General features: G+C 47.8%; 15 protein-coding genes and 1 riboswitch. Of the genes, 8 read left to right on the top strand and 7 right to left on the bottom strand.

From position 1 onward, the window contains the following. Nucleotides 1-146: 146 nt before the first annotated feature. The 5 genes from hisS to ACYVRH_RS09365 form a co-directional block, all read right to left on the bottom strand. The gene (hisS, locus tag ACYVRH_RS09385; RefSeq protein WP_461256654.1) at nucleotides 147-1,445 is read right to left on the bottom strand and encodes a histidine--tRNA ligase; all 1,299 of its coding nucleotides are present in this window, start codon (nucleotides 1,443-1,445) and stop codon (nucleotides 147-149) included. A gap of 55 nt (nucleotides 1,446-1,500) precedes the next feature. Beyond that, entirely contained in the window at nucleotides 1,501-2,151 is a 651-nt protein-coding gene (locus ACYVRH_RS09380; RefSeq protein ID WP_461256653.1) for an HAD family hydrolase, read from the bottom strand. Next, nucleotides 2,148-2,792, bottom strand: coding sequence for a thiamine phosphate synthase (gene thiE / locus ACYVRH_RS09375; RefSeq protein ID WP_461256652.1), 645 nt, complete (start codon nucleotides 2,790-2,792; stop codon nucleotides 2,148-2,150). The genes ACYVRH_RS09380 and thiE overlap by 4 nt, the downstream gene beginning before the upstream one ends. After that, complete coding sequence (gene thiM / locus ACYVRH_RS09370) at nucleotides 2,782-3,600, bottom strand: hydroxyethylthiazole kinase (protein WP_461256651.1); 819 nt, start codon at nucleotides 3,598-3,600, stop codon at nucleotides 2,782-2,784. The genes thiE and thiM overlap by 11 nt, the downstream gene beginning before the upstream one ends. A gap of 64 nt (nucleotides 3,601-3,664) precedes the next feature. Then, nucleotides 3,665-3,780, bottom strand: a riboswitch (TPP riboswitch). A 54-nt stretch (nucleotides 3,781-3,834) separates the two neighbouring features. After that, nucleotides 3,835-5,052 (bottom strand): GNAT family N-acetyltransferase, encoded by a 1,218-nt coding sequence (locus ACYVRH_RS09365; protein ID WP_461256650.1) that lies wholly within the window; start codon nucleotides 5,050-5,052, stop codon nucleotides 3,835-3,837. 134 nt (nucleotides 5,053-5,186) lie between these two features. Here ACYVRH_RS09365 and ACYVRH_RS09360 point away from each other — a divergent pair, with 134 nt between their 5' ends. The 3 genes from ACYVRH_RS09360 to ACYVRH_RS09350 are packed head-to-tail and all read left to right on the top strand — an operon-like array spanning nucleotide 5,187 to nucleotide 7,284. Beyond that, nucleotides 5,187-5,684 carry a CarD family transcriptional regulator gene (locus tag ACYVRH_RS09360; RefSeq protein ID WP_461256649.1) on the top strand — a complete coding sequence of 166 codons (498 nt, stop codon included), beginning with the start codon at nucleotides 5,187-5,189 and terminating at the stop codon, nucleotides 5,682-5,684. 2 nt (nucleotides 5,685-5,686) lie between these two features. Continuing rightward, nucleotides 5,687-6,418: an IspD/TarI family cytidylyltransferase gene (locus tag ACYVRH_RS09355; protein ID WP_461256648.1), complete on the top strand. Its 732-nt coding sequence runs from the start codon at nucleotides 5,687-5,689 to the stop codon at nucleotides 6,416-6,418. After that, nucleotides 6,415-7,284, top strand: coding sequence for a hypothetical protein (locus ACYVRH_RS09350; protein WP_461256647.1), 870 nt, complete (start codon nucleotides 6,415-6,417; stop codon nucleotides 7,282-7,284). Before ACYVRH_RS09355 ends, ACYVRH_RS09350 begins: the two co-directional genes overlap by 4 nt. A 1-nt stretch (nucleotide 7,285) precedes the next feature. Here the strand turns inward: ACYVRH_RS09350 and ACYVRH_RS09345 are convergent, their stop codons facing one another. Then, nucleotides 7,286-8,254, bottom strand: a complete 969-nt coding sequence (locus tag ACYVRH_RS09345; protein WP_461256646.1) for a bifunctional 4-hydroxy-2-oxoglutarate aldolase/2-dehydro-3-deoxy-phosphogluconate aldolase — start codon at nucleotides 8,252-8,254, stop codon at nucleotides 7,286-7,288. 99 nt (nucleotides 8,255-8,353) lie between these two features. On the opposite strand from ACYVRH_RS09345, the gene hisG reads away from it, so the two are divergent. The 5 genes from hisG to ACYVRH_RS09320 all read left to right on the top strand — a co-directional run bounded on the left by hisG (nucleotide 8,354) and on the right by ACYVRH_RS09320 (nucleotide 12,324). After that, nucleotides 8,354-9,205 (top strand): ATP phosphoribosyltransferase, encoded by an 852-nt coding sequence (hisG, locus tag ACYVRH_RS09340; protein ID WP_461256645.1) that lies wholly within the window; start codon nucleotides 8,354-8,356, stop codon nucleotides 9,203-9,205. Between the two features lie 118 nt (nucleotides 9,206-9,323). Next, entirely contained in the window at nucleotides 9,324-9,965 is a 642-nt protein-coding gene (gene hisB / locus ACYVRH_RS09335; RefSeq protein ID WP_461256644.1) for an imidazoleglycerol-phosphate dehydratase HisB, read from the top strand. Continuing rightward, complete coding sequence (hisH, locus tag ACYVRH_RS09330) at nucleotides 9,959-10,582, top strand: imidazole glycerol phosphate synthase subunit HisH (RefSeq protein WP_461256643.1); 624 nt, start codon at nucleotides 9,959-9,961, stop codon at nucleotides 10,580-10,582. The genes hisB and hisH overlap by 7 nt, the downstream gene beginning before the upstream one ends. Next, nucleotides 10,582-11,394: an imidazole glycerol phosphate synthase subunit HisF gene (hisF, locus tag ACYVRH_RS09325; RefSeq protein WP_461256642.1), complete on the top strand. Its 813-nt coding sequence runs from the start codon at nucleotides 10,582-10,584 to the stop codon at nucleotides 11,392-11,394. Before hisH ends, hisF begins: the two co-directional genes overlap by 1 nt. 69 nt (nucleotides 11,395-11,463) lie before the next feature. After that, nucleotides 11,464-12,324: a cation diffusion facilitator family transporter gene (locus ACYVRH_RS09320; RefSeq protein ID WP_461256641.1), complete on the top strand. Its 861-nt coding sequence runs from the start codon at nucleotides 11,464-11,466 to the stop codon at nucleotides 12,322-12,324. 9 nt (nucleotides 12,325-12,333) lie between these two features. Here the strand turns inward: ACYVRH_RS09320 and ACYVRH_RS09315 are convergent, their stop codons facing one another. After that, nucleotides 12,334-14,310: a tetratricopeptide repeat protein gene (locus tag ACYVRH_RS09315; protein WP_461256640.1), complete on the bottom strand. Its 1,977-nt coding sequence runs from the start codon at nucleotides 14,308-14,310 to the stop codon at nucleotides 12,334-12,336. Nucleotides 14,311-14,334: the final 24 nt, after the last annotated feature.

The raw sequence follows: 14,334 nt of genomic DNA, 5'->3' as shown, positions 1-14,334 counted from the left end.
GCGTTTTTGAGGAGTGTAAACAACAGTTAAAACTCCTAAACTGTTGTTTAAGTTAAAGATTCGTTTGTTTTGCGCGCTCCATGCGGACAAAAACTTGGATTTCTCCTTTGTGATCTGCTAACCTTTGTGTTCTTTATGTAAGTCTCTTACGATAAAATTTTTAAAACAGCCTCTTCAACTGACACTTCAACATTATGCCGCCCGGCAAGATCGCGCAGTGTAAGAGTATCGTCGAGCGGATTTTCACCCGGTATTATCACATAACGCAAGCCCTTTTTTTCGGCGAATATGTATTGCTTGACAAGGTCAATCTGCTCTGTAAAAACTTCGCAGGGCAGTCCAGCTTGCCGCAGTTTCACCGCCAGCGCCTGATATTGTCCCGATTTTTCAACGTCCGTGCAGGCTATGGCGGCGCGGCAGTTGTTTGAAGCAGGCAGTTTGTTAAGGCTTTCAAGGGCGGAAAAAAGGCGGTCAAGACCGATAGACGAGCCGACGCCGCTGATTGAGTCTTTGTCTTTGGAATAAAGGCCCGCAAGGTTGTCGTAACGCCCGCCTGAGCAGATTGAGCCTATGTCGGGAAGTTCGTTTAAAAATGTTTCAAACACTACGCCGGTGTAATAATCAAGCCCGCGCGTTATCGAAGGGTCAAGGATGAAGGGATCGGCCTCGCCAACGCCGGCTTCGCGCATAAATTGATAGAGAGCCATAAGCCGCTTCGACTCCTGTGAAGGGCCGCCTGACAGCTCCGTTATGCGATTAAGAGTTTCAGTAAAGCCGCCTTTTGTCCCTATAAACCCAAGTATTTTTACCGCGTTTTTTTCTCCAACAAGTTCTGTTAAGGTTTTTCGGGTCTCGTCCGCGCCCACTTTTGAAAGTTTGTCAATGGCGCGTAGAATATCGGCTGATTTCTCTCCTTGCCCTATGTATAAAAGAAAACGGTTAAGAATGCCCCGGTGGTTTACATGGATGGAAACGTCCAGCCCCAGATTTAACATGGCGGAACGGATTAAAAAAATAATCTCAAAATCGGACGCCGCGTTGTCGCTTCCGATGATGTCAAAATCGCACTGGGTAAATTCACGGTAGCGTCCCCTCTGGGTATTTTCGCCACGCCACACCTTGCCTATGTGGTAGCGTTTAAATGGGAATGTAAGCTCGGCGCGGTGAAGAGCGACAAAACGGGCAAAGGGGACCGTCAAATCGAAACGCAGGGCGACATCGCGCTCCCCATTGTCCTTAAAGCGGTAAATTTGTTTTTCCGTTTCGCCGCCGCCCTTGCCAAGCAGAATTTCCGCGTATTCAAGAGCGGGAGTGTCAATCGGAACAAAGCCAAAAGAGCGGAATGTGTTTTCAATATTTTCGATCAATGCCCTGCGCGCGATTTCCGCAGAAGGGAGAAAATCTCTAAACCCTTTAAGAATCTTAGGTTCGATATATGTTGCCATATTGATACTATATTTTAAAATTTTAGAACAGGCAAGGGATTAATCGGAATGCCTGTCACAAAGAGCGCAAAGGGACAAAAAAATCAACAATCGCGTAATCTGCCTCGGCTTTTATTTGCTCCCAATCCTTTTCCGACGCTTTGTCATATACGGCGCAGACGCTAAAACCTGCGCTTTTGGCGCTTTTTACCGCCGCAAGTATGTCTTCAAATACAAGACAGTCCGGCGGCGGCGCGCCTATTTTTTGGGCGGTTAGCAGGAAAACATCTGGGCGCGATTTTCCTTGTCCCGCTTCATCTGTTCTGCAAATAACGTCAAAAAAATTGTCAATGCCGTTGCCGCGCAGTGCCGGTCCGCACAACTCTGCGGACAAGCTGGTTGCGACTGCCAACTTTGCCCCGCGTTCCCGTAACATTATAAGAAACTCTTTCGCATAAGGCTTCATTTGCACCGTGTGAGCGTAGGCGTATGCCGCCATGTCGTTCCATTCGCGCATTAAATCTTCAACGCTGTCAGGCAAAGAAAAACGTTTAATAGTATAGGCGGCGGTTTCATGAAAAGTCATCGGCGAAATCGCGTCCATATAATCAGGTGGGAGTGAAATTCCCCGCTTCGCCAGGAAATCAGCGTCAACTTGACCCCACACGCCCATTGAATCAAAAAGCGTTCCGTCAAGATCAAAAATATACGCTTTATATTCCTTCATTTTTTTCCCATTGTATTTTTGAATAACGCTATTAATTCACGCGCCGCGCCGCTTGCGTCTTTTTGAGAAACGATGGCGGAAACAACCGCTATCCCGTCAATTCCCGTACCCGCAAACAACGGTATGTTGCTTTTGTTAATGCCGCCGATTGCCACAATCGGGAGTTTGACTTTTTCGCGTATGCGCCGCAATTCGTCCATTGTTGTGCTGTCCGCGTCTTTTTTGGTGTCGGTAGTGAACATCGCGCCCACGCCAAGATAATCAACGCCCTTTTCGGCGCCTGCGGCGACTGCCTCTTTTAAATTACTGACTGAAACGCCGATAATTTTATTTTTTCCCATTATGCGGCGTACTTCTTTGTACGGCAAATCTTTCTGCCCTATATGCACGCCCTCCGCGTCTACAGCTAATGCAATGTCGGCGCGGTCGTTTATAATCAGCGGTATGCCGTAATCTTTTGTAATTTTTCGCGTCCGCATGGCTATTTCGTAAAACTCGCGCGAAGACGCGGTTTTTTCCCGAATCTGCACTACGGTACAGCCGCCGCGAGCCGCCTGTTCCACGCATTCTTCAACGCTTTTGGCGTACATTAAATCCCTGTCCGTTACCAGATACAGGCTATAGTCAATTTTATTCCTCATGGTATTTCGCCCTCTTTTCAAATGCCGCCGCATCTAAGCGGCTTACCGCGTCGTGAAGCGCGATGCGGAAACTTCCGTTGCCGCGCTGACCTGAATTCTCATAAGCCAATTCGCCTGCAATGCCCATGCACAACATTGCGGCGGCGGCGGCAACAAGAGGTTCCTGCGGCGCGGCTGCGCAAAAAGAGCCGATGAGAGACGAGCACATACAGCCCGTGCCTGTCAAGTTTCCTAACATGGGGTGTCCGTTTTCCGCAAAAACTGTTTTTTTGCCGTCAGAGACGGTATCGACGGCGCCGCTTATCACCACCACGCAGCCGAGTTTTTGCGCGAGCGCTTTCGCGGTTTGCCCGGCGCTTTCCGCCGTGGCAATGTCGTTATCTGAAGCGTCAACTCCCTTAGTTTGCGAACTGATACCAGCGACAAATTTAATCTCGGAAATATTTCCGCGTATTACGCTTAACTTTACTTCGCGTATTAAACTTGCCGTAGTTTCGTTTCGCAGTTTTGACGCGCCCGCGCCTACCGGGTCAAAAATAACGGGGATTCCCTTTGCGTTAGCCGCTTTTCCGGCGGCAATCATCGACGGAATGGTACGCTCGTTGAGCGTCCCCATGTTCAGAACGACAGCCCCAGCGATTGAGGCGATGTCAGCCGCTTCGCCGATAGCGTCAGCCATCACGGGCGACGCTCCGATAGCGAGCGTGATATTGGCGCAGTCATTTACAGTTACATAGTTTGTAATGTGATGCACCAACGGCTTTTTTTCCCGCACCTTGTTTAACAGGGCGGCATACGAATTAACCATTTTCTTTCTCCTTTACGCAAAAAAAAGACGCTTCCCCATAATAGGAAAAGCGCCCGACAATCTTGCGGTACTGTCATTTGCTTCCTACGCTGGTATTAACCAACAGGTTCAAAGGGTCAGGTTTTACCTTCTCAACTCATGGCGTTTTGTACAAACGCCGCAGTTCCCCTGCAAACACTAAATTGTTAATTATTTATAGCATATTTTTGTAGAAAACGCAATAGGAAAAATTAATTAAAAATACTCCGTTACATGCTGAGGTCTTTGCGTAAATACGCGCTTTAAGGTTTCTAAATTGCCATGAAGGTCAAGCCCTTCCCGCCGTGAATAAAGCGCGTTTTCTAGCGTCCTGTAACCCGTGACAAGCTGGCTTAAAGTTTGAATGTCGCATGATAAATCGGCGTCTTTTTTTGTCATCGAAACTTTTACCCCGTCAGCTCCGTATTGAACAAGGTACTTCCCGTTGTTAGCTGAAATATTTTCATCCTCAACTTCAAGTGCATATTCTCCCTCGCCGCAGGGGCGGCGCATTAATTCAAGAGCGGCTTTTACATTTACCACCCTAGTCATGTCTCTGGGCCTGGTTTCCTGTTCCACAGACCACGCGTCGCCTGTGAAATCAAACGGGTCTATAAATGTGGGCATGAGCCATTTGAAATTCTCAAATTGGGCGGAAAGGCCGCCCACTATGCCAAGAGCGCCGTAAAGCCCTTTTTTGTCGATAAAGGCTAGTTCCAATACGGACATATTATGTTCACCGTCTTCAAGTAAATCTTGATATTTGATGTAACTTCGCGCTTTTCCGCTCTCATCCTTCCACAAGTAAATGTACGTCCCTGTCGCGCAAGGGTCGTCTCCTGTAAAACGTTTCCACGCGCGGTTATCGGGCCAATAATCCCTGTGTATCCCATGATTGATATTTTCGATATACGCCGAGTGAACTTGCGCAAGCTCAGCAAACTGTGAAGCGTCGTTTCCGGGAAGAATATGAACAAACTCGCCTGAAGATTTTATTTCCGATAAATCGCCTGTCGATATGCTTATTTTATTTCTGTTACACGCAATTTCATAGCCGAACTTGCGGTAGAAATCGTGCGAGAACGGAGTCAGATTGGAAAAGATAACGCCTTTTTCGTAAGCTTGCGGTAAAAGTTTTTCAAAAATATGCCTTATATGCCCGCCCTTACGCGCTTCTGGCAAAGTTCCCACTCCGCCGATGCCTGACATTTTTACGCTGTGCCCGTCAAAGCGCATAAGGTATTCAATCTCGAACATTCCGGCGAGGAGTTTTTCGCCGTCAAAAACGCCCCATGCCCAATTTGCCGGATGTTCCAGAGGATAGATTTTTTGATTTTCTTCTTTTGAATAATCTTTTCGTTGGTTGTAAACGATAGTATGTAATCTGTATAACTGAAGCATATCATCAGTTACAAGCCTTCGAATTTCAATCATATTTGCCCCTGTTTTGGCTTTTTGCGGCATTATTGCATATAAAAAAGCCAAGATTGAGTATAAAACGGCAGTTGGATATTGTCAATAATCGTTTTATATAGACTGTTTTTGTAATTTATGCTATTATTATAGTAATGAGTAAATCAAAATCATTTGTAGTTGACCAGAAAGTGGTTTACCCAAGTCAGGGAGTCGGGGTAATAAAGTCCATAGTCCAAAAAAAGTTTAAAGATTCAAAAATCCCTTATTATATTATTTATCTTGAAGTAACTGATATGACGATAATGGTTCCCGTTGACAAAGCCGTGGGGCTTGGCATTCGTCCTACCGTTTCAAGAGATGAGGCGAATAAGGCGCTTGAGTTAATAAGCGAGGACTACGACCCGATTCCCACTGACTGGAAGATGCGTTATCAGATGAATCTTGAGCTTTTAAAAAAAGGAAGCATCAGGGATATAGCCAGTATTGTCCGTTCATTGTACCACCGAAGCAAAGTAAAAGAGCTGCCTATTCTGGAGCGAAAACTTTATGACTCCGCAATGAGATTGCTGGAGGATGAAATTTCTATTTCGCTTAAAAAACCTAAAGAGGACGTTCAGAGTATGATTTTAGCGCGTCTGGAAGTTGAATAACTATGGATACCGCGTTAAACATAGCGGTAGTTATCTGTGCCGCCGGCGCGTCTTCAAGAATGAAAATAAAAGATACGCCGGCTTGTAAAAAAGAGTATCAAAAATTGAGTAACGGAAATACGGTGCTTGGAACTGCGGTAACCGCTTTTGCCTGTGTCCCATCGGTACAGTTGATTGTAATTTCCGTCCCCGAAAACGGCGAAAACGCCGCCCGCGCCGCGTTACCTGCAAATTTATTAGACAGTCAAAAACCTAAAATCCTTTTTGTTACAGGCGGCAGTACGCGCCGCCATTCAGTTTTTAACGCCCTTCGCCTCCTCGCGGATTTTTCCCCCGATTACGCGCTAATCCATGACGGCGCAAGACCGTGGGTCAGCCCTTCGCTTATAGAAAATATTATCACGGCGGTAAAAAAACACAACGCCGTCATCCCCCTCCTGCCGCTTACCGATACCCCAAAGGAGTGCGAGTCTCCCTGGGAAACGCAAACAGATAACGATGCGTCCGCAGTTTTTATAAAAACCCACCTGAAACGAATAAATACCGGAATAGCCCAGACGCCGCAGGCTTTTAAATTCCCTGAAATTCTTAACGCTCATAAACAGGCGGCAAAAGCAGAAACGGAAGAATTTACAGATGACGCTGAAATATGGGGCAGATTCTGCGGACAAGTAGCCGTTATTCATGGAGAGGCTGAAAACAGGAAAATAACTTTTCCACAGGATTTAATTTGAAAAAATTAATTATAGGATTATTTGTTTTTCTTCTCCTGTCCTGTACGCGTAATAAACCCGCTGAGGATTCCAATACAGTCGTGTGGTACGGCGCGTACCCGATGGCTGTTTTACAGCCGGGAAAATACCCGCTCTGGTTTCAGCTAACGGACGAAGGCCCCGTTCACATTGAAACGATTGAAGACGCCGCTTTTTCAACCGCGCTTGTTCCGTGGCCCCTTGCCGCCCATATCCGTTTTTTGCATGAAACTGACAATGGGGTAGTGATGGTTGTAAACCGGGACGGTTTTTTAAAACTGGCTCCCGTTAGCGCAAACGCGCAGGATATTGCGGTATACCGTTTTTCAGGCGGCGAGTATTGGCGGCAGTATACGGCGGGGGGATTTATTTACTATGAGGGAAATCCCACGGCGCTTCTGTATCTGGACGAGCGTTTCTTGTCTTCTGACGCGCCTCTTCCCAAGCAGAGAACGTGGTCGATCAATATGAATTCCAATGTTCCCTTCCCCGTGAATATTCCGCTTTTTGACATTTTCCCTTCTGAAGACGGCTGGGACATAGACACCCTTCGTCTCGCGGGAGACGGTTTAATTTATTACAGAGTGGCAAAAAGAACCGGCTCTTCCGCTCTTGTGCGAATGTTCCGCACGGCCGATTTCGAGCAGGCTGGCAAGGAAATAACAGTCGATGTTTTTTTTAGTTCCGCTCCCAAAGAAACGGTATTTTCCAACTCTTCATTGCCGCCCCTGCCCGAAGGATTTGTTTATACGGGAATAGGCAGAGTCAGCGGAAGCCTTTTCGCGTCATGGGAAGAGCAGACGGATTTTAGCATAGGGGCCGCCGGTTTTGTCGTGGTAAAACCGTGAATTATTTTTTTGCCTGAAGCAGATGAATGGCAAAGCCGAGGATTTCTTCTTTCAGGTAAATTGCAATCATGTTACCCTTTGCGTCTTTTTTGGCGCTGTTATGGTCTAAGGCAATGCCGCAACGTTCCATATAAGCAACCGCCCGCGAAATACTGTTAGTAGCAATGGCGATATGCCCGTGGGCGCCGGCTGCGGTTGTTTTAACCACTTCAATGCTGTCCCAGGCAAAAATGGAACTGCTTCCTTCTTTGATTGCGGAACCGAACAGGGAACTGAAACGTTTAGCCGCTTGCGCCGCCGCAGTATCCCCTCCGGCATTTATGCCGATATGCGCTACGCTGAAACCCAGCAGGCTCAACACCGCTTCACGCGTCAGGGCGGTAATTTTTTCAAAATCACCGGCATTGATAAGATCGGCTCCCGCCATCCACGAACCTCCGCAAGCGAGAATTTTGTCGAAAGCGATATACTTGGCGATATTGCCCGCATTTATGCCGCCTGTGGGCATGAATTTAAGGTTGGGGTAAGGGGCGGAGATGGCTTTGATGTACTCAAGGCCTCCAGCCTGTTCCGCCGGGAAAAACTTTACCACTTCAAGACCAAATTCAAGGGCCTGTTCGACATCCGACGGATTGGCGCAGCCGGGGGTGACGGGGATTCCTTTTTTCAAGCAGTGCGCGACTACCTTAGGATTGAGACCGGGGCTGACGATAAATTGCGCTCCCGCTCCAACGGCGCGATCAACCTGATCTGTCGTCAATACCGTTCCCGCTCCCGCCAACACATCAGGTACTTCTTTTGCTATACGCCTTATAGCCTCTTCGCCCTGAGCGGTTCTGAAGGTAATCTCCGCGCAGGGGATACCTCCCGCAGACAGCGCTTTTGCCAAGGGGACGGCCTTTTCCACATCATCGATCTTAATAACCGGTACAATGCCGATTTTTTCCAATTTTTCTAAAATAGCATTCATAGTTTAAGGTATATGAGTTATTTAATATGTGCAAGTCCCAGTTAGATATTGTAATCTTTTTACCTTAACATTTTCTTTTTTTTCCATTAAACTGTCATTATGGAAAGACTAAGGATACTGATCCCTAAAGGAAGAATTTTTGACAATGTAAGCCGCCTCTTTTGTGAGGCAGGTTTTCCCATTGCCTTGAGCGACCGTACCTACCGCCCCGCGTTGGGAGCGGATTGGCTTGACGCTAAAATTATGAAGCCCCAAAACGTGGGAGAGCTTTTGGAACTTGGAAGCCACGACGCGGGTTTTACAGGGATTGACTGGATACGCGAAAGCGGCGCTGACGTAAACGAGGTTTTAGACCTTGGTTTTGACAAAGTGCGCATTGTCGCGGCGGTTCCGCAGGATTATGACGAGGCGAAACTTCACTCCAAAAAACTGGTTGTTGCCACGGAATATGTCAATCTAGCTGAGCAGTGGCTTAAATCGTCAGGCTATCAATATAAAATTTTGCGCACTTACGGAGCGACAGAAGTTTTTCCGCCGGACGATGCCGACATGATTATCGATAACACTTCTTCCGGTCAGACGCTCAAAGACAACGGGCTTAAAATTATAGCGACCCTGCTTGAATCTTCCACGCGCTTTGTCGCCTCAAAAGCAGCCCTTGCCAACGCGGAGAAAAAACGCAGAATTGACGAACTTGCCATGCTTTTTAGCGCCGTCCTTGACGGGCGTGATCGCGTAATGCTTGAAATGAATATCCCGAAAGAGCAGTTCGAATCTTTGGCGAGCCTTCCCGCGATGCGAAGCCCTACGGTCGCCCCGCTTTATGGAGACGCGGGTTTCGCCGTTAAGATTGCCGTTAAAAAACATGAGGTTCCCGATATTATTCCGAAATTAAAAAACTTAGGCGCGATTGATATTGTGGAGTATGATTTGCGGAAAGTGGTGTTATGACAATTAGCAATTAGCAATTAGCAATTAGCAATGAGCAATTAGCAATGAGCAATTAGCAATGAGCAATGAATAATTAGCAATGAATAATTAGCGATTAGCGATGAAATGGGGGTGGTTGATGAGTAGGATGGCGGAGATTGAGAGGAAGACTAAGGAAACTGAAATATTTATTTCTTTGAATATTGACGGCAGGGGTAACGCAAAATTGGATTACCCTGTCGGATTTATGTCCCATATGTTGAATACGTTTGCGCGTCACGGATTGTTTGATATTGAAATACGCGCGAAAGGAGACCTTGAAGTTGATCAGCACCACCTTGTTGAAGATACTGGGATTGTGCTGGGTCAATGCTTCGCGAAAGCGTTAGGTGACAAGCGGGGCATTGTCCGCAGCGGAAGCTGTATTTTCCCGATGGATGAAACTCTCGCCCGCGCCGCTGTTGATTTGAGCGGCAGGCCTTTTTTGTGTTTTGACGGACAATTTTCAGGCTCCCCGTTAATTTCAACTGAAGACGGGAAAGAATATAAGTTTCAAACGGACGTAATCGAAGATTTTTGGCAGGGGTTCGTTAATGCTGCGGGTTGTAATCTGCATTTGGAGATTATTCGCGGCAGAAGCGATCACCACAAGATTGAGGGGATGTTTAAAGCCGCATCCCGCGCTTTTCGCGCCGCCTGCGAAATTGACGAACGCGCCAAAGACTCAGTCCCCTCAACTAAAGGCTCTCTGTTTGATTCTCCCGGGGTGCGCGTGTGTTAGGCGTAATTGACTACGGCGCGGGAAATCTCGGCTCCGTTATGAACGCATTAAAGAGGCTTTCCGTTCCGGCGCGGTTTGCGGCTGGGCCTCAGGAGCTTTCGCTTTCAACTTCGCCGTTTGAGAAAATAATTTTTCCAGGAGACGGGCATTTCGCTACCGCGATGGAGTCGATAAACAAGTCAGGTTATGCGCAGGCGTTATGTGAATGGATAAAAGCGGACAAGCCCTTTTTGGGAATCTGTATCGGCTTACAGTTGTTGTTTGAGACTTCGCAAGAAGCGCCGCCTGTTGACGGCAGGGAAGTGCGCGGTCTTTCCGTAATACCGGGAACTGTACGGCGTTTTCCCGGGCGCAAGGTTCCGCAGATTGGCTGGAATCAGACAAGAACGCGAAAAGAATCAAAAATATTTAAAGGATTAACCGAAAACAGTTTTTTCTACTATATACATTCATACTATGCCGACCCAACCGATGATTCGGTAATCGCCGCCCAGACGGAGTATTATGTACGCTACTGTTGCGCCGTGGAACGCGGCGCGTTAGCCGCAGTGCAGTTTCACCCTGAAAAATCAGGTGCGGCAGGGCTTGCCCTTCTGCAAAATTGGGTGGAGGGATAATGCAGGCAAAACGTATAATTCCTTGTTTGGACGTTGACGACGGCAGGGTAGTAAAGGGCATTAAATTCAAGGGCATTCAGGACGCGGGAGACCCAAGAGAACTTGCCAGGCGTTACAACAACGAAGGCGCTGACGAACTCACTTTCCTTGACATTGGCGCTTCATACAAAAGCCGCGCCACATTGCTTGACGTGGTGCGAAAAGTAGCCGCTGAAGTTTTTATCCCCCTGTGCGTCGGCGGCGGCATACGCGTAATTGACGACATGCGCGACGCGATGAACTCAGGCGCGGACAAAGTTTCAGTCTGCACATCAGCCCTAAACCGCCCCGAATTGTTACGCGAAATGGCAAACGCCTACGGCAGCCAGTGTGTCGTACTTTCAATAGACGCAAAACGCGTTGAAGGCAAAGGCTGTTTGCGTTGGCACGCCTATTCCCACGGCGGCAGAACCGACACGGGTATTGACGCGATTGAATGGGCAATTCGCGCCGTAGAGCTTGGCGCTGGAGAAATCCTTCTCAATTCAATTGACGCTGACGGCACCGGCGGAGGCTACGATTTGGAACTGACGCGCCGAATACTGAACGCGGTTCCCGTCCCCGTAATCGCCTCAGGCGGCGCGGGTACGCTTGATCAAATAGCGGAAGTTTTACTTGGCACTGCGTCACCTGAAATGCCGCAGGGACTTGCGCCCGATGAGGCGCCGGGAGCGGATGCCGCGCTTGTAGCGTCGCTTTTACATTTTGGGAAGACGACAATTGGGGAGATTAAAAAGTGCGCGCAGGCGAAGGGCGTTTGCGTCAGGTGGTAGGGTGGGTAGAGGGTGCCCACTGAGCAATATGAAGGGAATAGGAAGCGTTAAGGTACGCTAGGAATTAAAATGAACAGAACAAAAGCGGGATATGTTGAAGGAACCGTTTCAATAGTATTAAATTTTCTGTTATTTATCCTGAAAATGTGGGCAAGCATAATATCAGGTTCCATCGCGCTTGCCGCTGACGCATGGCATACGTTATCCGATTCAATCAGCTCGGTAGTGGTCGTTGTTGCTGCGAAATTAGCGGCGAAAAAAGCCGACAAAGAGCATCCGTTCGGCCACGGCAGATGGGAACAGATTGCCTCGATTTTTATCGCGGTAATTTTAGCCGTTATCGCGTATGGTTTCTTGGAAAGCTCAATCAGGCATTTTTTAGATAAAGATAAATTTGAATATGGGACTATAGCGGTAATTGTTACAGCCGCTTCAATTCTTGTTAAAGAACTGATGGCGCAATACGCTTTTTATATCGGGCGCAAGGCGGATAATTCCAGCGTAAGAGCCGACGGCTGGCACCACAGATCGGACGCGCTTTCTTCCGTAGTCGTGCTTATCGGCATATTATTCGCAAAACAGTTCTGGTGGATTGACAGCGCGCTGGGGGCAATCATCGCCATTATGCTGTTTTACGCGGCTTTTACAATTTTAAAAGAAGCTATAAATAAAATTTTAGGCGAGCGCCCGGATCAGGATCTAATAGATAAACTGACAAAAGAGATCCAAAATATATATTATGATGATTTAAAAATCCATCATTTGCATATTCATAATTATATTTCTCAAAAAGAATTAACTTTTCATATAAGGCTTAATAAAGATTTAACAATAGAAAGAGGCCATAAGATCGCGTCAGATATTGAAGAAATTATTTTAGATAAATTTGGCATGACCGCCACTATCCATGTAGAGCCGTTAAAAAATTAACGCCGTTAATTAACGCAATGTCCTTAATAACGCCCTTAATTCCGGGTTTGCCGCGCCTTCTGCGGGCTTGCTTGTTTTTTTTGCTTGAAGGATTACCTCGTCTCCCGGTTCAATGCGGTCAAAAAAACCGTTTCTCGCTAAAGCGCCAATGGCTATTTCTTCGTCAACATTTGTGATTGTCAGTTTTCCTACAAGTTCGTCGCTTGAATAAATAATGGCGATGCCTTCATTGGCCGTTTGCAGACGGCCGCGTTTTACAACATCATATACGGTATCCTGCTGTATGCCGTCGGCCTTTCCTTTGTTAATCAGCGCCTGTCCCTGCTTCCTGATAAGAAGCCTGCCGCGAATCGGCAATGCCGATGAAAACTGCGTTACTATGCCTCGTGAAGCGTCCCTCAATCTGTCAACTCCGGTACGGTAAGTGTAAAAAGTTCCGGCGGGAGAACCTGTCCTTCCCACAAAAGTTTCGGCTTTTATCGCAATGTCGCGCTCGTTTTCCGTAACGGAAACAAGGATGAAATAATCCGCCCCGCTTTCCCTTGCGTGTCTGAACGCCTGTGAAAAAACCGCCTGGCGCAAATCCATTATCATTGGAGTAATATTGCGGTCATGCACGAGCAATTCGCGGATAACGCCCGCGGCGACAGACCCCGCGTCCGCGTGGCAGAAGCTTGACTGCCCCGCAAGCGAAAAGACCGCGATCTTCCAATGCCTCTCCGCCAAATCAACGGGGTTTACCTGCCATTGTTTAAAAAGCGCGTTGGATAAAAGTGAGCCGTAGGCTTCCACCGCGTCGTTTATAGTGCGGTCTGCTATGCCCTGATCCTGCAAGAAGCGAAGTTCTTCAAGGTAGCGGGCGGGGTAGCCTGAAAGCCTGAGCAATTCCGCATATTCGCGCCTGTCTGCCGCAAAGGGATTCATTCTTAAACCCCGACGGTATTCAAAAAGCGCCTGTTCAATTAAATTGCGCTGACGGAAACTTCGCGCCTTGTTAAAATGCCAGACGGCGTATCTTGCGCGGCGCGGATCTTCCAGAGCGGTGGAAGAGAATAGAGTTTCTTCTAACACGGCGCGGATAAATTCGTCTTCTTCATTAACGGAAACTGCGGTTGAAAGGACTGTTATCGCGTCCTGATTGCGGTTCATCCTGATAAGGGACAGCCCCTTTAAATACCACGCGCTCATATCCTGCCTGTTATTCGCGATTATCACGTCGCAAAGCCGCGCCGCTTCTTCGTATTCGCCGTTACGGTAACGAAGAACCGCCATTAAAGAGCGGCTCGGCGCGTGATCCGGTTTGTAGTAAAGGGAACGTTCCGCAAAACCAATAGCGTCCGTAATTTTGTTGTTCATTGAATAAATGTAAGACGCGTAATAATAAACGCGGTAATCGCCGGGATGCTGTAAAAGGGCGCTGTTTATGTAATTAGCGGCTGTATCGCCATCTCCAAGTGAAAGGGTTACAAGGGCGAGTGAGATTAACAGCCTGCGGTCGTCGGGGTAGCGCCTTACCGCGTCCCGATAGCGCAACATGGCCTCTGAAGGCCTGTTTCTAGCGATGTCAAGTTCTCCGGCGGCAAACAAGGTTTCCCTGTTGTAAGGTTCTTTCGCGAGTATTTCGTTGACAAGAGTAGAGGCGGCATCCAGTTGCCCAAGCGCAATAAGGGTAAAAACTTCAAGGTTTGCAACAGACATATTAGCCCGCGCAAGCTGTTTCGCCTTTCTTACCCAATTAAGCGCTTCGTCAAATTCCGCAAGCTCATAGTAACATTCCGCAAGGGAAGCGGTTCCCTCGGCGTGGGCTGGATTGAGCCTTAGGCATTCAAGGAAGGATTCAACTGCGGAGTACCAGTTTTCATCGGCCATTTGGTTTCTGCCGCGCTCAAAATACGCAGTCGCCGTTCCCTGCGCCTGCGCGGCGGCCGTTACGGGAAAAAATGACAAGGCGCAAATAAGACAAATTAAAATTCTCAAACACTGCATTTTACCCCTCCCCTTTAAAAACAA

It is taken from the genome of Treponema sp. R80B11-R83G3, assembly GCF_054786115.1.
This window is presented reverse-complemented; position numbering and strand designations above follow the sequence as displayed.

Excerpts from the sequence above, each read along its gene's own strand:
- hisS (WP_461256654.1), bottom strand. The coding sequence starts at position 1,445 with ATGGCAACATATATCGAACCTAAGATTCTTAAAGGGTTTAGAGATTTT.
- ACYVRH_RS09380 (WP_461256653.1), bottom strand. The coding sequence starts at position 2,151 with ATGAAGGAATATAAAGCGTATATTTTTGATCTTGACGGAACGCTTTTT.
- thiE (WP_461256652.1), bottom strand. The coding sequence starts at position 2,792 with ATGAGGAATAAAATTGACTATAGCCTGTATCTGGTAACGGACAGGGAT.
- thiM (WP_461256651.1), bottom strand. The coding sequence starts at position 3,600 with ATGGTTAATTCGTATGCCGCCCTGTTAAACAAGGTGCGGGAAAAAAAG.
- ACYVRH_RS09365 (WP_461256650.1), bottom strand. The coding sequence starts at position 5,052 with ATGATTGAAATTCGAAGGCTTGTAACTGATGATATGCTTCAGTTATAC.
- ACYVRH_RS09360 (WP_461256649.1), top strand. The coding sequence starts at position 5,187 with ATGAGTAAATCAAAATCATTTGTAGTTGACCAGAAAGTGGTTTACCCA.
- ACYVRH_RS09355 (WP_461256648.1), top strand. The coding sequence starts at position 5,687 with ATGGATACCGCGTTAAACATAGCGGTAGTTATCTGTGCCGCCGGCGCG.
- ACYVRH_RS09345 (WP_461256646.1), bottom strand. The coding sequence starts at position 8,254 with ATGAATGCTATTTTAGAAAAATTGGAAAAAATCGGCATTGTACCGGTT.
- hisG (WP_461256645.1), top strand. The coding sequence starts at position 8,354 with ATGGAAAGACTAAGGATACTGATCCCTAAAGGAAGAATTTTTGACAAT.
- hisB (WP_461256644.1), top strand. The coding sequence starts at position 9,324 with ATGAGTAGGATGGCGGAGATTGAGAGGAAGACTAAGGAAACTGAAATA.
- hisF (WP_461256642.1), top strand. The coding sequence starts at position 10,582 with ATGCAGGCAAAACGTATAATTCCTTGTTTGGACGTTGACGACGGCAGG.
- ACYVRH_RS09320 (WP_461256641.1), top strand. The coding sequence starts at position 11,464 with ATGAACAGAACAAAAGCGGGATATGTTGAAGGAACCGTTTCAATAGTA.
- ACYVRH_RS09315 (WP_461256640.1), bottom strand. The coding sequence starts at position 14,310 with ATGCAGTGTTTGAGAATTTTAATTTGTCTTATTTGCGCCTTGTCATTT.